19 protein-coding genes are annotated in these 14,693 nt (G+C 44.1%); 10 read left to right on the forward strand and 9 right to left on the reverse strand.

The genetic code is table 11. From position 1 onward, the window contains the following. Positions 1–145: 145 nt before the first annotated feature. From JGK36_RS07270 to JGK36_RS07305, 8 genes are all read right to left on the reverse strand, one after another. Positions 146–553: a hypothetical protein gene (locus JGK36_RS07270; RefSeq protein ID WP_293175342.1), complete on the reverse strand. Its 408-nt coding sequence runs from the start codon at positions 551–553 to the stop codon at positions 146–148. After that, positions 550–1,272, reverse strand: coding sequence for a DUF433 domain-containing protein (locus JGK36_RS07275; protein ID WP_293175340.1), 723 nt, complete (start codon positions 1,270–1,272; stop codon positions 550–552). Before JGK36_RS07275 ends, JGK36_RS07270 begins: the two co-directional genes overlap by 4 nt. 146 nt (positions 1,273–1,418) lie before the next feature. Beyond that, positions 1,419–2,510 carry a hypothetical protein gene (locus JGK36_RS07280; protein WP_293189456.1) on the reverse strand — a complete coding sequence of 364 codons (1,092 nt, stop codon included), beginning with the start codon at positions 2,508–2,510 and terminating at the stop codon, positions 1,419–1,421. A 133-nt stretch (positions 2,511–2,643) separates the two neighbouring features. Next, complete coding sequence (locus JGK36_RS07285) at positions 2,644–3,621, reverse strand: hypothetical protein (protein ID WP_293189454.1); 978 nt, start codon at positions 3,619–3,621, stop codon at positions 2,644–2,646. Positions 3,622–3,678: 57 nt separating this feature from the next. Further along, complete coding sequence (locus JGK36_RS07290) at positions 3,679–4,047, reverse strand: hypothetical protein (RefSeq protein ID WP_293175334.1); 369 nt, start codon at positions 4,045–4,047, stop codon at positions 3,679–3,681. Between the two features lie 61 nt (positions 4,048–4,108). Continuing rightward, positions 4,109–4,810: a hypothetical protein gene (locus JGK36_RS07295; protein ID WP_293175332.1), complete on the reverse strand. Its 702-nt coding sequence runs from the start codon at positions 4,808–4,810 to the stop codon at positions 4,109–4,111. Positions 4,811–4,966: 156 nt separating this feature from the next. Continuing rightward, entirely contained in the window at positions 4,967–5,233 is a 267-nt protein-coding gene (locus JGK36_RS07300) for a hypothetical protein (protein WP_265234661.1), read from the reverse strand. Beyond that, on the reverse strand, positions 5,187–5,450 hold the full coding sequence (locus JGK36_RS07305) for a hypothetical protein (RefSeq protein ID WP_293175327.1): 264 nt from the start codon (positions 5,448–5,450) through the stop codon (positions 5,187–5,189). Before JGK36_RS07305 ends, JGK36_RS07300 begins: the two co-directional genes overlap by 47 nt. Before the next feature lie 38 nt (positions 5,451–5,488). Here JGK36_RS07305 and JGK36_RS07310 point away from each other — a divergent pair, with 38 nt between their 5' ends. The 8 genes from JGK36_RS07310 to JGK36_RS07345 all read left to right on the forward strand — a co-directional run bounded on the left by JGK36_RS07310 (position 5,489) and on the right by JGK36_RS07345 (position 9,426). Next, entirely contained in the window at positions 5,489–5,812 is a 324-nt protein-coding gene (locus JGK36_RS07310; RefSeq protein ID WP_190739559.1) for a helix-turn-helix transcriptional regulator, read from the forward strand. A gap of 15 nt (positions 5,813–5,827) precedes the next feature. Further along, positions 5,828–6,517, forward strand: a complete 690-nt coding sequence (locus JGK36_RS07315; protein WP_293175325.1) for an ImmA/IrrE family metallo-endopeptidase — start codon at positions 5,828–5,830, stop codon at positions 6,515–6,517. A gap of 62 nt (positions 6,518–6,579) precedes the next feature. After that, entirely contained in the window at positions 6,580–6,819 is a 240-nt protein-coding gene (locus JGK36_RS07320) for a polymorphic toxin type 33 domain-containing protein (RefSeq protein WP_293196610.1), read from the forward strand. Positions 6,820–6,842: 23 nt separating this feature from the next. After that, entirely contained in the window at positions 6,843–7,274 is a 432-nt protein-coding gene (locus JGK36_RS07325) for a DUF4279 domain-containing protein (RefSeq protein WP_293196612.1), read from the forward strand. Between the two features lie 75 nt (positions 7,275–7,349). Beyond that, on the forward strand, positions 7,350–7,529 hold the full coding sequence (locus JGK36_RS07330; protein WP_293175319.1) for a hypothetical protein: 180 nt from the start codon (positions 7,350–7,352) through the stop codon (positions 7,527–7,529). Positions 7,530–7,636: 107 nt separating this feature from the next. Then, positions 7,637–8,479, forward strand: a complete 843-nt coding sequence (locus tag JGK36_RS07335; RefSeq protein WP_293196614.1) for a YheC/YheD family protein — start codon at positions 7,637–7,639, stop codon at positions 8,477–8,479. Positions 8,480–8,540: 61 nt separating this feature from the next. Beyond that, positions 8,541–9,038, forward strand: a complete 498-nt coding sequence (locus JGK36_RS07340; RefSeq protein WP_293189450.1) for a hypothetical protein — start codon at positions 8,541–8,543, stop codon at positions 9,036–9,038. Then, on the forward strand, positions 9,028–9,426 hold the full coding sequence (locus JGK36_RS07345) for a type II toxin-antitoxin system RelE/ParE family toxin (protein WP_293175313.1): 399 nt from the start codon (positions 9,028–9,030) through the stop codon (positions 9,424–9,426). Before JGK36_RS07340 ends, JGK36_RS07345 begins: the two co-directional genes overlap by 11 nt. Before the next feature lie 22 nt (positions 9,427–9,448). On the opposite strand, the gene argS is transcribed toward JGK36_RS07345, so the two are convergent. After that, on the reverse strand, positions 9,449–11,206 hold the full coding sequence (gene argS / locus JGK36_RS07350; RefSeq protein ID WP_293196616.1) for an arginine--tRNA ligase: 1,758 nt from the start codon (positions 11,204–11,206) through the stop codon (positions 9,449–9,451). Between the two features lie 347 nt (positions 11,207–11,553). Here argS and JGK36_RS07355 point away from each other — a divergent pair, with 347 nt between their 5' ends. Together JGK36_RS07355 and JGK36_RS07360 are read left to right on the forward strand one after the other, a co-directional pair. Continuing rightward, entirely contained in the window at positions 11,554–11,949 is a 396-nt protein-coding gene (locus tag JGK36_RS07355) for a hypothetical protein (RefSeq protein WP_293196618.1), read from the forward strand. Positions 11,950–13,095: 1,146 nt separating this feature from the next. Continuing rightward, complete coding sequence (locus JGK36_RS07360) at positions 13,096–14,487, forward strand: malic enzyme-like NAD(P)-binding protein (protein WP_293175307.1); 1,392 nt, start codon at positions 13,096–13,098, stop codon at positions 14,485–14,487. Positions 14,488–14,693 lie beyond the last annotated feature (206 nt).

Here is a 14,693-nt window from a genome sequence, read left to right on the forward strand (position 1 = left end):
GGATAAGTGCACAGGGCGATCGATATTTTTAGTAAAAATGCGATCGCTGTAGATAGGGTTTAAGGCTCTCTAAAGACTTGGTGGGAGTAGACAGTTAGGAAACTGCACTAAGGGAGATTGATTTGGGATGATTTACTCACTGGTTTTAGAGCATTCTCAAAAGTTCTTTTCGGTTCTTGCAGGGCTTTACCAAACCCGACTGGTACACCTTAGCGATGAAAGGTGATTGATTCCCACGAATAAATCGTTGCATATTTTCCAAGGCATTTACAAAAGCTTGTGCCACTACAACTCCAGAAACATCGCCACCCACAAATGCAAACAGCCGTACATTACCTTGAGCCACAGCCAATAACTCCAAAGGACGACTAGCAATTTTCTTGTCCTTTGTAAGTACAACCCAATTGCTTTCTCCAACTATCCTCAGCCAATCCTCATCCTTGACATCTTGCTTAAAATGATCGTCATGAATTTCTACTGTCGCCCCCGCATTTCGTAATGAATCTGCCAGTTTTTTTCCTAAACATCTGTCAATAAAAAATATCTCATTCATGCTACTAGCGGAAGTTCGCAGCGAATACCTTCCTCTATTTGGAGGCGCGAGCAATTGTAGTCCTCGGCAAGTTCGTCTATGGAATCACCCGCCTTGTAACGTTCTGCCAGCATAGCTGTAGGAATGCCAGTTCCAGCTAAAACAGGGCGGCCAAAGGAGATTGTGGGGTCAATCATCACTGTTTTAGGTTCGTCGGAACCTGGTAGCTTCGTGAAAGGGAAGAGTTTGATAGGTAATCCAGCTTCATCTCGTACAATGCGATCGAAATAAGTGTCTAGAATCTGCCTCGCTTCCTGCTTCCTGTCCGATGTTGCAAGCTTCTGTCCGCATTTCTCAAACAAAAGAGCAATTCCCTCGACTTGAAACTCAATTCGAGCGTATAAGTGAGGATTAGAAAAATTACGGTTGACGCATTTGAGAGCCGTACTAAGTTCCTGGCGGGAGAAGCCTGTAGCCTTAACAATAGCAATCAACACATGAGCCTCTACCAAATTGGTGAAAGAAAGTAGTCTAGTTTTGGACTGGGGCAGCAGTTCAAGATTATTGTGTTGAGGTAACTCAATCAACGGCTCAAAGAAGTGCTTGTCCGTTTTTGTTTGCGAGTACCAGCCAACAACCCAATGTCGCAACATATCTCTCCGCAGCCTGAGATATTGTGCTGCTTGAGGGATAGAATATATCGGAATATCCCGCAGTTCAAAGTTGTTAGTATCAGCCATAGCAGTTGTCCTAATTCTAAATACTTATATTTTTGCACAGTTCGCGGGCGATCGCAAAAATCTCTCCCGACCATACCCAGATACCCGACTTCTTCAAGAAACCGGGTATCTAAAGCAACCTATTTAGCTGCTGACAGCGCTGCGGATTACTTATTTTTCTGCTGAGTCTTGGCTTGTTCGATCGCAATTTCCCTCACAGCTTGGAAAGAACTCAAATTCGACGAACCCTCAATCGCCTTCACCGCCAAATCTTGAACCTGTTTCAAAGCAGAATCAAGCTGTTTCGACAAACTCGCAATCCGCGATTCCTGATTTTGAATTGTCTGCAACATTCCTTGAATTTGCAATTCATAATTTTGCTTTTGTCCCTCGATATCCTTAGCAGACAAATCAGCCTTAACCTTAGCTTGATAATTGCCAATATTGCGACCATTATCTTTCCCATTCTTGATATTAGCTTCCAGTTCCTTCGGGAAAGCTTCCACCTTAGCCTTAACTTCAGCAGACAATTTTTCCCGTTCCGAAATAGATTTTTCCCGTTCCGCCCACTGTTTCTCCTGTTCCTGACGAAACTCTTCAATTTCTTGATACAGTCTTTTCTGACGCTGTTCGTATCCTTCGATATCCAAATCTCGCTGAAGATTCAGATCGTAATCATACAACTCTTCATCCCGATCGCAATTTTTTTGCTGATTCTCATTGCGTTCTGTAACAGCCAACTTTTGCAACTCCTGCTCTTTTTCCCAAGCTAGACGCTGTTCCAGCAATTCCTGTTCAACAGTATCGCGCTGTTCGGTGAGTTCGTTAGTAAAAGTTTTCGCACTTTGTTCGTACTGTTGAATTAAATTATCCAGCGTATCTTCCGCAACATCTTCTAAACTGTGCAACTCTTGCAGTTGTTGAACTTCCTCCCCCACAGTGCGCCGCAATTCTTCCAGTTTAGCAGCTTCCGAAGTTAATTTTTCCGACAACTCGCTGACAGCGCCACCAAAGCCAAATTGTAGCAAGATTAAATTATCAATTGTGGACTGCATTTTTTGTTGAGATTGACTTAAAGCCATTGGTTTTTGTGCCTCCACAATAGGTTTTTCTGGTGCTGCTGCTGCTGCTGATGGTTGTTTTGGAGAAGCATTTAGCTGTTTAATTTGCAATTCTAACGCAGCTTTTTCTTGCGCGGCTTCCTTGTACGCTTCTAAGATTTCAGCCTTAGTGCTTTTGTCCGTAAGTTTTTTGTTCATGGCTTTTCATTTGTTAATATTTGGGAATTTGTTTCGTAGTAAGGACTTCAGTCCTCAAGTGTTGAGAAAATAATGAATAAAGTCCTCACTGCGAACCGGGGAAAGGACTAAAAGCCTCACTACCAACCGGATTTTAAGCTTTGCTCGCAAAAGCTTTCATTGCCAAATCTTGTGCTTGCTTCATCGTAGCTTGCAGTTGTGCAGAAATTTCGGCGATTTGTTCAGTTTGGCGCTGCATTGTCTGCTGTAAAGATTGTACTTTCAACTCATATCCCTGCTTGCTTCCTTCCCATTCTTTATCCGCTAAATCTGCCTTGACTTTAGCTTCGCGGGAAACTTCTTGAATTGCTTCTTCTTTAGCTTTGATGTAAGCCTGTTTGAGTTCTTCTTCAAATCCCGCAGCTTTGGTCTGATTCTTTTCAAACTCCGCTTGATTGTCGCTGAGGACTTTTTCTCTTTCTGCCCAGTTTTTATCTTTTTCGCGGGTAGACTCTTGCAATTCCCGTTCTAGTTTGCGCTTCGTTTCTTCGTATTCGTCGGTTTCAATTTTGCGATCGCGCTGCAATTCGTATTGATAATCTGCCGCTTCCTGCTGGCGCTGTTTAGTTGTGAATGCAGTTTTTTCGGAAACTGCGGTGTCAAATTCTTGCTGTTCTTTCCCCCAAGTCTTGCGTTTTTGGGTCGTGTCTTTTTCGATAATTTCACGTTGGTTCGCAGCATTTTGTTCGAGTACAGTCAATTTTTCTTGATGCTCTTGAGTTAAAATGTGGAGGGCATCTGCTACAACTCGAATTTGCTGCAACTCCTGTAATTGTTGAGCTTCAATGTCGATCGCCTTTTTTAACTCATCTAATTTTGAAGATTCCGCCTTCAGTTTTTCGGAAAGTCCGCTGGTGATGCTACCGAAATCTAATTGTAAGTCGGCCAAGCCTTTGACAATGCTGTCAATTGTGTAGGTAGAGGCGACTTCGAGGAGTTGTTTGTTTTTAGCTTTTTCGGCTGATTGTTCTTTCGTTTCGACTTTAGATTCAATTTTTTTCTTTTCAGCTAAAATCTGCTGAAAATTTTGCAAAATTTTGGCTTTGCTATCTTTAACATTTGCTAGTGTCATAATGCTTGTTGCTCCTGATTCAAACTTTTCGAGACCTTGTTACTAAGACGTGTTGAACTATCCTAAGTTCCGGAGTTGGCTGAGAATAGATCGATATTTTTTGGCTGCATTTGGTGGGAAGTTTGGATGATTGCTCTCAAGAGATTTGAGAATTTTTTTACAGCGAGCGCACCGATTGGCTTGCCAGCACTCGCAATCGTCAACTATACTTACAAGTGTGTCTTTAAGCAGTTGATTTTCTGAGAGCAAAGCTTGGTAATTTCGCCGGATAGATTCGGCAACTACACTCATGTGCTGGAAGTCTTCGGTGAGACTTTCGATGTCGTTAATTGTATCTGCCCGAATTTGGTCGAGTAGCTCGCAATTTTCTCGCAAACGGCTTTCTTGCAGGTTTGGTTTGGTTTTAATTTTCGTTAATTTCTTCATTTTACTTTTCGCTGTCACAGTTACGGAAAAGGCGCGATTAAATCGCGCCTTTTCCACAAAATTAGAACAAGTCAGCAGTTGCTCTGTCTTCCGCTGATGGCAGCGACATATTACCGTTGGAATTCAAAGCAATAGCATCGCTTTCACCGTTGGCGTGAGCGGCCATCAAGGATGCAACTTGTGCTGCTGGTAGGTTATCTAAACAAATCATAGCCCTGGTTCCTTCCAAGTCAATCATCCGCGATTGATTGCTCAGATCGGATAAAACTGCTGCTGCTTGATCGATAACTCCCCAGTCTTTTCGCTCCATCCACGACCATTTTAAACTGTAGTAATTAATCGGTTTTACTACTCCGCTGTCGTCGGGTTTTTGACCGGAATGTTTGACAAATTCGGGGATAAAAATTCCGGTTGCTGGCTCTACGCCGCGCGATTGAACTGATGCGACTAAACGGTTAAAATCGTTCAAGCTGCGGTTTTTGATGTAGGTCACCATCACAACTCCTTGGGGCAGTTCGCCTGTTTCTGCGACGAACCAAAGTTGACCCCAAAGTGTGTGGGAAGTTTGACCGAGGGAACCGAAGAATTTGGCAAATTTGAGGATGGTGATCGAACACTTGGAACCGTAGTCTGTGTCGCCGATCGCCCATTGGCCGCTTTGGCAGTTGTTGCGAACTGCGATCGGGATTTCTGGTACTAGCAAAGCATTGCTCGGTTTGGCTCCAAATACTGAAAATGTAGGTCTTTCTTTTGTAGTAGTCATTGTTCGTTTTTCCTTGGTTATTTATTTGCTGGTAATTGGTAATGGGTAATTGGTAATGGGGAATTGGTAATGGGTAAGTCACAAAAATCTAATTATTTCTCTTCCCTCTTTCCTCTTCCTTCTTCCTTCTTCCCTCTTCCTTCTTCCTTCGATTGATTACCGAATAAGATGTGTTGTCGCTTTTGGTTCTGGATATGTGTACTCAAGCATCGCCTCTTGTTGAGCTTGAATAATTCGCAGCGCGGTGAGCAAATGCTCTAACGTTTCTAAGTGCGCTGGGGTGAAGTGGATGCTGAAGCCTTCGCCATCCCGTGCGTAGCCCGGACAAACCAGTGAGGCCGAGCTTTGTTCTTCGTGGGTGGCGATGTATAGCCAGTCATCGTCTTCGAGCTTGTAATGCGTGTCTGTCCAGGTTCTCAGCATTTGCTATCTGTTCCTCCTTAATTTGCTGCGTACAAGCGTTTTGACGCCCAGCGCCGATCGCTCCTCTAAAGTTAATGGTGCTATATCTAGTGTTTTGTCTGGGATATTTTGCACCCTCAACCATACCTGTGCGGTTAAGTTGGTTGATTAAACCGTCAACTAAACCTATGGTAGCCTGTGTTGATTTTCCCGTCAAGTATTTTGTTGAACTTTTCATCAAAACAGGCTAGAATGCCTGTCAGGAGGCGAAAAACCGTGGAACAAACATTTGGAAGACTGATCCGTCAAGCTCGCAAGGACAAAGCTTACTCACAACGTGAGCTAGCGGGTATGTTAAGTGTGGATTTTACTTATTTGTCGAAGCTGGAGAACGATCGCGCCGATTATGCGCCAAAAGAGGAGGTAATCCGAGCATTAGCGCGGAATCTCGATATCAACGAAGAGGAATTGATTTTTCTGGCGGGGAGACTGCCTCAGCAGTACGAAGCGCTGCTGAAGCAGAATCCGAAGGAAATGCAGGCTCTTTTCCGGCGGATGCAAGAAAATCCAGATTGGCTCAAACAATCTTTTGAAGCGTAACAGAGGCCTATCACAGTGAGTATTTTTAAACCGTATTGCTTCTATCCCAAAGAATCGATCGAGCGTTTGGCTTCGGACATCCTGATGCAGATGCAGAAAACGCAAAATTTTGCTCCGAAATGGCCTTTTGAAGCGACAACGGTGGCTGATTTCCTGGATTTGGGCGTAGTCTGGGACTGCATTGAGCCCGATGAGGAAGGTGCGATCGCCGCCAGGATTTTACCCCAGCAGCGGTTAATCGAAATCAACGAATTGATTCTCGAAAAACCGCCGGGGTTCATCGAATCGACGATCGCCCACGAAATCGGCCACTGGGTGCTGCACGTCAATCAAGACGAAGCAGACGGAACTGTGAAACAGTTGGAACTCAACCTGGGCGATACAGAAAAAACCGCCCAGGATGTCGAGGAACCGTTTGTGTGTCGGGGCGCGGGTGCGGATAATAAGGTTTTGTCGATCGAATGGCAAGCGCAATATTTCGCAAGCTGCTTGTTAATGCCCCGATGTATTTTGGAAGATAAAAGACAGGGACGGGATTTAACAAAGTGGTCGCATTTATACAAAATGAGAGATGAATTGGGAGTGAGCATTTCCAATTTAACAAACCGCTTGCAAGAGTTTGGTTGGATTTACATTCCCAAGGGAACCCGCGAGATTTATGCCGGGAAAGAGGCAGCAAACGGTCAGCAGCGGTTGTTCGGGTAAAATTTGATTGAATTTGAGATTTGAGAGAGATTCTCGAATCTCAGCTTTTTTTGGTGTCAGGAATGGCGGAAATAATATCAGGGAATAGCGAAGAAGAGCGAAACAGGAGACAAGACAAGCTGCTTACCAAGCAGGAGATTGAGAGATTGAAAATAGGAGGAGTTGACATTCACGAAATCAAAAATGAAGAAAATGCTTCTAAAAAAGACCTTTACAAAGACAGAGATGGAAACATCTACGTCAAACCTAAATGCGGCATGAGTCCGGGCGAACCAACAGATCTAAACATTAATGATTTCTAATCACATTTAACAGGAGTCTGAGGATGGAATCAGAAATTTACGCTTATTTTGCCTTAATTGGAACTGACTTATCTCCAGAAGAGGTAACAGAAAAAGTGGGCATAAAACCAACTAAAACTTGGAAAATTGGCGACTTAATTCACTCAAAGGCTACTATCCGCAAAAAGTATAATGGCTGGAGAGTAGATTCTCAACTTAGCAAGTCGGACGACTTAGAATCTCACATTAAATCTGTGATGGAACAACTTCAACCGGGATGGCTATCTTTGGTAGAGTTGTGCAAGCATTGTAAAGCCGAGATTGCTTGCGTCATTTATTACAGAAGTGGCAGTGTGCCAGCGATTCATTTTGATAAAAGTATCGTTGAAAAGGTACATCAATTGAATGCGGCAATTGATGTTGATTTTTTTGTTTTGCCAGAGGAGACTGCCTCGGATGAAGCAGTAGCAGCATGAGGGGCATAGCCTTGTGCACACACAAAGAGCGATCGCCCTTCTGGGTTCCTTGCTTCCTACTGTGGTACAGTATGAATGAAAAAAATCAGGGCTTACCAGAAAGAATTGGTTGAAAGCCCCAAGCCGGAGCGGGGAGAAATTAAAATTAGACTATTCATTACTCCAATCCTCTTCCTTCTAGGTAGAGGTCGCTCTCAAACTGTCAACTGTCAACTGTCAACTGTCAACTGTCAACTGTTGAAGCATGGTGGCTAGAAACCGGGTTTCTACGATTTTTACATTGAGTGACGAGAAATAGACGAAGAAACCCGGTTTAGTAAAGTCAGCGCGCGCAACTCATAAACAAATATACTGTGCAAATTATGCAGACAAATATCAGTCTGATTCTCGAAGCTTGTCAAGAGTTAAATATCAGTTATGAAATCCTCGCACCAAACCAAAACTTAGTTAGAATCAAACTGAACGGTCAAGACTATTATTTTGTCAATTTCAGTATGCCGTTTAACAACGAGCAAATCGTACACATATTTAAAGACAAAGAATATACCTATCACTTGCTAAAAGGCAAGATTCAAACTCCTCACACCCTAGGATTTCTCTCGCCTTTTTGCGAGGAAAAGTATCACAAATATTTAGAGTTTAAAGATTGTGCAGAAATTGCAGCCGAAGTGAGTAAAACATTTTCGCTACCCGTGATTGTGAAAAGAAATCGCGGTTCGGCGGGAAACAATGTATTGCTTTGTGAAACGAAAGAGCAAGTTCAAGCAGCGATTGAACTTGTATTTAATGTCAATAGCAAAGATTATGACTATGTTTGTCTAGCTCAAGAGTACATTGATATCCGACACGAATATCGGGCGGTTTTTTTCAATCACAAGCTGGTTTTGCTGTATGAAAAAGATAAATCAGACGCTAAATTTGCGGGGAATTTAAGCCCGCTGCACTGGGAGGGTGCAAAAGCTAAGCATATTACCGACTCAGAGATTATTTCGGAAATTGAAAATTTTGTTCGCCCTGTTTTTGAAGAGATTCGGATTAATTATGGTGGGTTTGATATTGCGCTAGATACAAATGGGAAATATTGGTTAATTGAAATTAATTCAAGTCCTAATTTTGAGATTTTTGTGAGAGATAATCATCGCCGGATTGCTGTAAAGATGTTTAAAGATATGTTGGAGAGCTTGACTATTAATCAAAAGCCGTAAATGTTCGATTTTAGAGATGCGCTACAATTAACTAAATCCAACAATTACACAAGAAAACATAATGACAGGACAAGTATTAGAAGTAGAGGGTACGTGGGAAGAGATTGTAGCCCTATCCGAAAAATTTGCTGGACGCAGAGTTCGCATCATCCTTCTTGCTAACGAAGACGAAGAAGCACTCCCATCTCCAGAAGAGAGCTTTCGGCAAGCATGGCTGGAAATAAAGACCGGAAAAACTAGACCTGTATCGGAACTGTGGGAAGGTATTGATGCAGCGATCGAGATGATGGAGTCTCTGCCAGAAAATTTACAGCAGCAAGTAGCAGAATACTTGAAAGAGTATATCGCAGACTTAAAAGATGAGCTTCAATGGGAAGAATCTTTCAAAAAAACACAACCGCAACTTGTGGCGGCTGCCAAACGCGCAAAACAAGAAATTGCTCTTGCTAAGGAACCGCTGAAGTCAGCAGAAGAGTGTTTTCGCCAAGGATGGTACGAAGCAATGACAGGGCAGACTATACCGCTTTCTGAACTGTGGGATGGAATTGATGCAGAATAATCCTCCTTTAAGGCAGATTATACCCACGCGAGAATTCCAACGCGACTTACGCGCTCTTTCTAAAAAGTACCGCCATATCCGATCGGATGTTCAGCCAATTATTGAAAAACTGCAAGCTGGAGAGTTGCTGGGAGTTCCGATACCTGGGATTGGTTACGAAATATTTAAGGTGCGTGTTAAAAACAGCGATGTTCAAAAAGGAAAAAGCGGTGGATATAGATTCATTTACTACCTTCAAACAATGACGATCGTTATCTTGATTGCCATTTATTCAAAATCAGAACAATCAGATATTGCCGCCGATCGAGTTTTAGCAATTATCAGCGAATTTAACGAGTTGATTGAAGACGCAGGAGAAACGACAGAAGAAATACAAGATAAGGACTAAAGTCCTCACTACAAACCTTAGATTACATCCTCTCCAACACTTGAATCCCTAACAATCCTAATCCTAACTTCAAAGTCCGTGCCGTCAAATCGCACAAAATTAACCGCGAAGTCCGTAACGGTTCCTCCGCTTTCAACACCGGACATTGCTCAAAGAATTGATTGAACTTTTGACTTAATTCAAACAAATACTGACAGATTCGATTCGGCAACAAATCGCCGCCAACAGCATTTACAACTTCATTCAACTGCAATAAATGCTTGGCTAAAACTAACTCCGCATCCGACTCCAAAATTACTTTTGCACTAGCATCTAAGTTGTCAAAATTAATCTCACCTTTGCGACGAATTCCCTGCACGCGCACGTAAGCATACAGCATATAAGGTGCGGTGTTTCCTTGCAATGCGAGCATTTTGTCGTAACTAAATACATAGTTGCTCGCCCGGTTTTGACTTAAATCGGCGTACTTAACGGCGCTCAAACCAACTATGTGAGATACGTTGGCTATAAACTCTTCTGTCTCCTGTCTTTCTTCTGTGACTAATCTCTCTTCTAAATCTTGGCGCGTGCGGACGATCGCCTCATCGAGCAAATCTTGCAACCGCACTGCATCCCCAGAACGAGTTTTTAATCTTTTGCCATCTTCTCCGCATACCAAACCGAAGGGAATGTGGACAATCTCGACATCTTCGGGAATCCAATTGGCTTTTCTGGCGACTGCAAATACTTGGGCGAAATGGTTGGATTGTCCGGAATCTGTGACGTAAATTATGCGCTTTGCCTTGTCGTTTTGAATGCGGTAGCGGATGGCAGCTAAGTCTGTTGTGGCGTAGTTGTAGCCGCCGTCGGTTTTTTGGACGATTAGCGGTAATGGTTCGCCTTCTTTGTTGGTGAATCCGTCTACAAATACGCATTTGGCGCCGTCACTTTCTACTAGCAAACCGAGATTGGTTAAATCTTCGACTACTCCGGGCAATAATGGATTGTAAAATGATTCGCCGCGTTCGGTTAATTTGATGTCGAGCAAATCGTAGATTACTTGGAATTCGCGGCGGGATTGATCGCACAGCAGTTTCCAGGCGCGTCTGGTGTCTTCGGCGCCGGCTTGCAGTTTTACGACTTCTTGTCTCGCGGTTTCTTTGAAGATTTCGTCTGCGTCGAAGCGCTGTTTTGCTTGGCGGTAAAATGCAACTAAATCGCCTAAGTCTAGGGCGTCAGCAGTTGTTAAAGCTTCGGGGTGAACTTCGCGCAAATAGGCGATTAGCATTCCGAATTGGGTGCCCCAGTCGCCGATGTGGTTGATTCTGATTACGTCGTGGCCTTGAAATTCGAGGGTGCGGGCGATCGCATCTCCGATGATTGTCGATCGCAAATGTCCGACGTGCATTTCTTTGGCGATATTCGGGCTCGAAAAGTCGATCGCGATTCTCTGAGGCGTTTGAGTCGGTGAAATCCCCAAACGGGTGTCGGCGGCGATCGCGCTTATCTGCGCTTCCAAATAAGCCGGTTTCAGCTTCAAATTGATAAAACCCGGGCCGGCGATTTCTGGAGTTTCGCAGATGTCGGCAATATCTAGGTTTTCGACGATCGTAGAGGCGATCGCCCGCGGTGGCTTGCCTAACTTTTTGCCCAAACTCATCGCCGCGTTGCACTGAAAATCCCCAAACTTGGGATTATTCGCAGGCGCTAGCATCAGATCCGTATCGGCATAACTCTCGCCGAATGCGGAGGTGAAGGCTTTTTCAAATCTTGTTTTTAACTGTTGGGCGATCGAGTTCATCTTTTATATTTTGATTGGATACTTATTTTAAACTCTAGATTAAGCACTTTGTGTCAATAATACTCTTACAACTCAGGCAATTTCCCTCTCCCCCTCTTTCCCTCTCCCCCTCTTTCCCGATTCCCAATAAAATTTTGTGTGCTTAGGTTTGAGCTGCTGGTGCAGTCGAAATCACTGACCGCATTAACACATAGTACATTTTATCACAGTTGCGATCGCTACACAAAGCAAAAAAGATCACATATAGTCAACGATCGCGATCGCTAGATAATTTATTTAAATGAGTTACATTAACGTATGTTAATATTTTTTTAATGCTCCCGAAAATTCTACCCAAGGAAGTAGTTATGTTATCTCAACCTGTTTTTGGCGATCGTTCTCTGACCCAAGCCTTTTATCAAGCTGTAATCGATCGCTTCGATGACCCTCTGAGTCTTTCGACTCAAGCACTATTACGAGAGTGTACCCTCGGTTTCGCCCCTTGTCCCGAGGGAGTCAAAACCTTTTTCATTATCGCGCCGAGTCTGGAGGCTGCCGAGCAACTAATTGGCAAAATGGACAACATTTTAGAGCGAGTTGCCGAACTCATGGCTGGAGTCGGACAAGTTGCCCTGTGCATCGTTCCCCCCGGCAGCGAGGTCGAGGAACAAGTAGATCTGCAAAACTTAGAAAAAGTTCCCCCCGATTGTCTCGCTTGCAAATTCTTTACAATTATGTGTGCTGATGCTGCGAGCGATCGGTAAAATTGACACTTAGCAACCAGCAACTTGCTGTGTTGCGCCGAACCTGTGCCAGTACCGGCGCGGGAGACATTGCCTACTTAGTAACAATCCCTGGAATCATCAGGGCAAAGCGTGCAGGTAATTCGATCGAAAGCAAGGTTGCACTCGCTATCAAAGATTGTTCAACAAGCAGGCACAATTAACATACCTTCATGCCCGCTTATCAGTCGATCTGATTTTTACCTGCCGGCTCAAGCAGCCGTGCATCTACTTTTTAGCTCCCCAATCAAAGCCGCCAAAAAGCCGCACTAACTTTCCTCGGTGTCTCGCTTCAAAAGATAGCAAACAGTTGACAGTTGACAGTTGACAGTTGACAGTTGACAGTTGTTAGCTGTTAGTTAGTTGGTAGGGGCGGTGGATGGTGCAGGCCCGCCGTCTTAGTCATCAGTCATCAGGAAGAAGGAAGTTCATCCGAACTTGCAATGTACGGAATGTAACGGATTTAAAAGTCAAGGAAGAGAGAAGAAGGCTTGCTTCGGCTACGCGATCGCGTCAAAAGAAGGAAGAGGTTCGAGGGCAGAAGATATACACAGCAAGCTTTTTAACAAGAGATATTTTAGGTTGAATTAGGTGCATTTACTGCTCGTTGCAAAAGAGAGTTTTGCTTGACATTCATTAAGTTTGCAGCGAGCAGAAATATTGGAAAAAATAGATAGTTAGTAGTTAGTAGGGTGCATCAGTCGGGTGCATCTGGGTTTGGCGAATACATCCGTAGGGGCGAAGCATGACCGCAGAAAATATGGGATGATAACTAATAATTTATATGCGGTCATGCTTCGCCTCCCAAGTTTTGACACAATTTAAACACAGAGAAACTGACGCAGTTTACCAAGAAGAATGGGTTTAAAGCCTCCTCCTTAAGCAGGGGGAAATAAAACAAAATTATTTACTGCTTCAATACTCGGACTTCTAGGTAGAGGTCGATCTCAAACTGTCAACTGTCAACTGTCAACTGTCAACTGTTGAAGGGGATATATAGTGCGATCGCATCCCAGGCTCATAGAATTTGTTAAAAATTTAAGTTGAAAAATTGAATTATTAAATTTTATGCCTAGCATTGGCGATAAAATCTAAGATTGCAATTCTCAAATCTCCAATCAAGCCATCATGGTAAAACTGACACCGAACCCTAGCTTTAGTTTAACGATTCGCGTTGCTCTGCCGAACCAGCCGGGAATGCTAGCAAGCGTCACCAGTGCGATCGGCTCTGTGGGCGGCAACTTCGGCCAAATCGACTTGATCGAGCAAACCCGCGCCACTACAGTTCGCGATATCACCGTCGATGCTTACAGCACCGAGCACAGCGAAGAAATAGTCCAAGCAGTGAAAGCGCTAGCGGATATCAAAGTGATCGACGTGTACGATCGCACTTTCAACCTGCACCGCGGCGGTAAAATCAGCGTAGAAAGCAAAATTTCCCTCAAACGCCAGTCAGATTTGGCAATGGCCTACACTCCAGGAGTCGCTCGCATCTGTACTGCGATCGCCAATGACCCCCAACAAGTTTACAACCTGACTATCAAACAAAATACTGTTGCCATTGTTACCGACGGTAGCGCAGTTTTGGGACTGGGAAACTTGGGGCCCGAAGCCGCCCTGCCAGTCATGGAAGGCAAAGCCATGCTATTTAAAGAATTTGCCGGAATTGACGCCTTTCCTATCTGTTTGAATACCCAAGATACTGACGAAATTATTCGCACAGTGCAGAATATCGCCCCGGTTTTTGGTGGTGTTAACCTCGAAGATATTTCTTCACCTCGCTGCTTTGAAATTGAAGCAAGATTGCGGGAAACCTTAAATATTCCGATTTTTCACGACGATCAACACGGAACTGCGATTGTTAGTTTGGCAGCATTAATTAATGCCTTGAAACTCGTCAAAAAAACAATGGCAGAAGTGTGTATCGTAATTAACGGCGCCGGTGCGGCCGGAGTCGCGATCGCCCGTTTGCTGCGGAAAGCAGGTGCCGAAAACATCATCATGTGCGACTCCAAAGGCGTCCTTTCCAAAGATCGCACGGATATGAACCCAGAAAAACTGGAATTTGCTGTAGCTTCGAGCGGTACTTTGGAAGATGCGATCGCCGGTGCGGATGTATTTTTAGGTGTCAGCGCCCCTGGCGTGCTCACGCGATCGATGGTGCGATCGATGGCCGAGAATCCGATCGTTTTTGCCATGGCAAATCCCATTCCCGAAATTCAGCCAGAATTAATTATGGAGGATGCGGCGATTATTGCTACCGGACGCAGCGATTACCCGAATCAAATTAACAATGTTTTGGCGTTTCCGGGGATATTTCGAGGTGCTTTGGACTGCAAAGCTCGCACGATTACGACCAGTATGTATCTAGGTGCAGCTTACGCGATCGCCTCTTTAGTCAGTCCTTCACAGCTTGACAAAGAACACATTATACCCTCAGTTTTTGACGAGCGAGTTGCCATTGCTGTCGCCGGTGCAGTGCAGTTGGCCGCCCGATCCGAAGGTATCGCCCGCGATTAACAGAAGGAACAGTTGACAGTTGACAGTTGACAGTTGACAGTTGACAGTTGACTCCGAAAGCAGGAAAGCAGTTGACAGTCGAGAATAGTTGACAGTTGAGGGAGAAAAGAGGGAAGAGGGAAGAAGGAAGGGGGAAGATACCATGTATAAATTCATGGTCTTTGTCGCAGTTTTGTACTTCTTGTTTTGGGATTTTTCTGGTTTAT

The organism is Microcoleus sp. PH2017_35_SFW_U_B (assembly GCF_020737865.1).
In the GTDB taxonomy this organism is placed as follows: Bacteria; Cyanobacteriota; Cyanobacteriia; order Cyanobacteriales; family Microcoleaceae; genus Microcoleus.

Bases quoted from the DNA above. Each gene is read 5' to 3' on its own strand.
- JGK36_RS07270 (WP_293175342.1), bottom strand. From the start codon at position 553: ATGAATGAGATATTTTTTATTGACAGATGTTTAGGAAAAAAACTGGCA.
- JGK36_RS07275 (WP_293175340.1), bottom strand. From the start codon at position 1,272: ATGGCTGATACTAACAACTTTGAACTGCGGGATATTCCGATATATTCT.
- JGK36_RS07280 (WP_293189456.1), bottom strand. From the start codon at position 2,510: ATGAACAAAAAACTTACGGACAAAAGCACTAAGGCTGAAATCTTAGAA.
- JGK36_RS07285 (WP_293189454.1), bottom strand. From the start codon at position 3,621: ATGACACTAGCAAATGTTAAAGATAGCAAAGCCAAAATTTTGCAAAAT.
- JGK36_RS07290 (WP_293175334.1), bottom strand. From the start codon at position 4,047: ATGAAGAAATTAACGAAAATTAAAACCAAACCAAACCTGCAAGAAAGC.
- JGK36_RS07295 (WP_293175332.1), bottom strand. From the start codon at position 4,810: ATGACTACTACAAAAGAAAGACCTACATTTTCAGTATTTGGAGCCAAA.
- JGK36_RS07300 (WP_265234661.1), bottom strand. From the start codon at position 5,233: ATGCTGAGAACCTGGACAGACACGCATTACAAGCTCGAAGACGATGAC.
- JGK36_RS07305 (WP_293175327.1), bottom strand. From the start codon at position 5,450: ATGAAAAGTTCAACAAAATACTTGACGGGAAAATCAACACAGGCTACC.
- JGK36_RS07320 (WP_293196610.1), top strand. From the start codon at position 6,580: ATGGCGGAAATAATATCAGGGAATAGCGAAGAAGAGCGAAACAGGAGA.
- JGK36_RS07325 (WP_293196612.1), top strand. From the start codon at position 6,843: ATGGAATCAGAAATTTACGCTTATTTTGCCTTAATTGGAACTGACTTA.
- JGK36_RS07330 (WP_293175319.1), top strand. From the start codon at position 7,350: ATGAAAAAAATCAGGGCTTACCAGAAAGAATTGGTTGAAAGCCCCAAG.
- JGK36_RS07335 (WP_293196614.1), top strand. From the start codon at position 7,637: ATGCAGACAAATATCAGTCTGATTCTCGAAGCTTGTCAAGAGTTAAAT.
- JGK36_RS07340 (WP_293189450.1), top strand. From the start codon at position 8,541: ATGACAGGACAAGTATTAGAAGTAGAGGGTACGTGGGAAGAGATTGTA.
- JGK36_RS07345 (WP_293175313.1), top strand. From the start codon at position 9,028: ATGCAGAATAATCCTCCTTTAAGGCAGATTATACCCACGCGAGAATTC.
- argS (WP_293196616.1), bottom strand. From the start codon at position 11,206: ATGAACTCGATCGCCCAACAGTTAAAAACAAGATTTGAAAAAGCCTTC.
- JGK36_RS07355 (WP_293196618.1), top strand. From the start codon at position 11,554: ATGTTATCTCAACCTGTTTTTGGCGATCGTTCTCTGACCCAAGCCTTT.
- JGK36_RS07360 (WP_293175307.1), top strand. From the start codon at position 13,096: ATGGTAAAACTGACACCGAACCCTAGCTTTAGTTTAACGATTCGCGTT.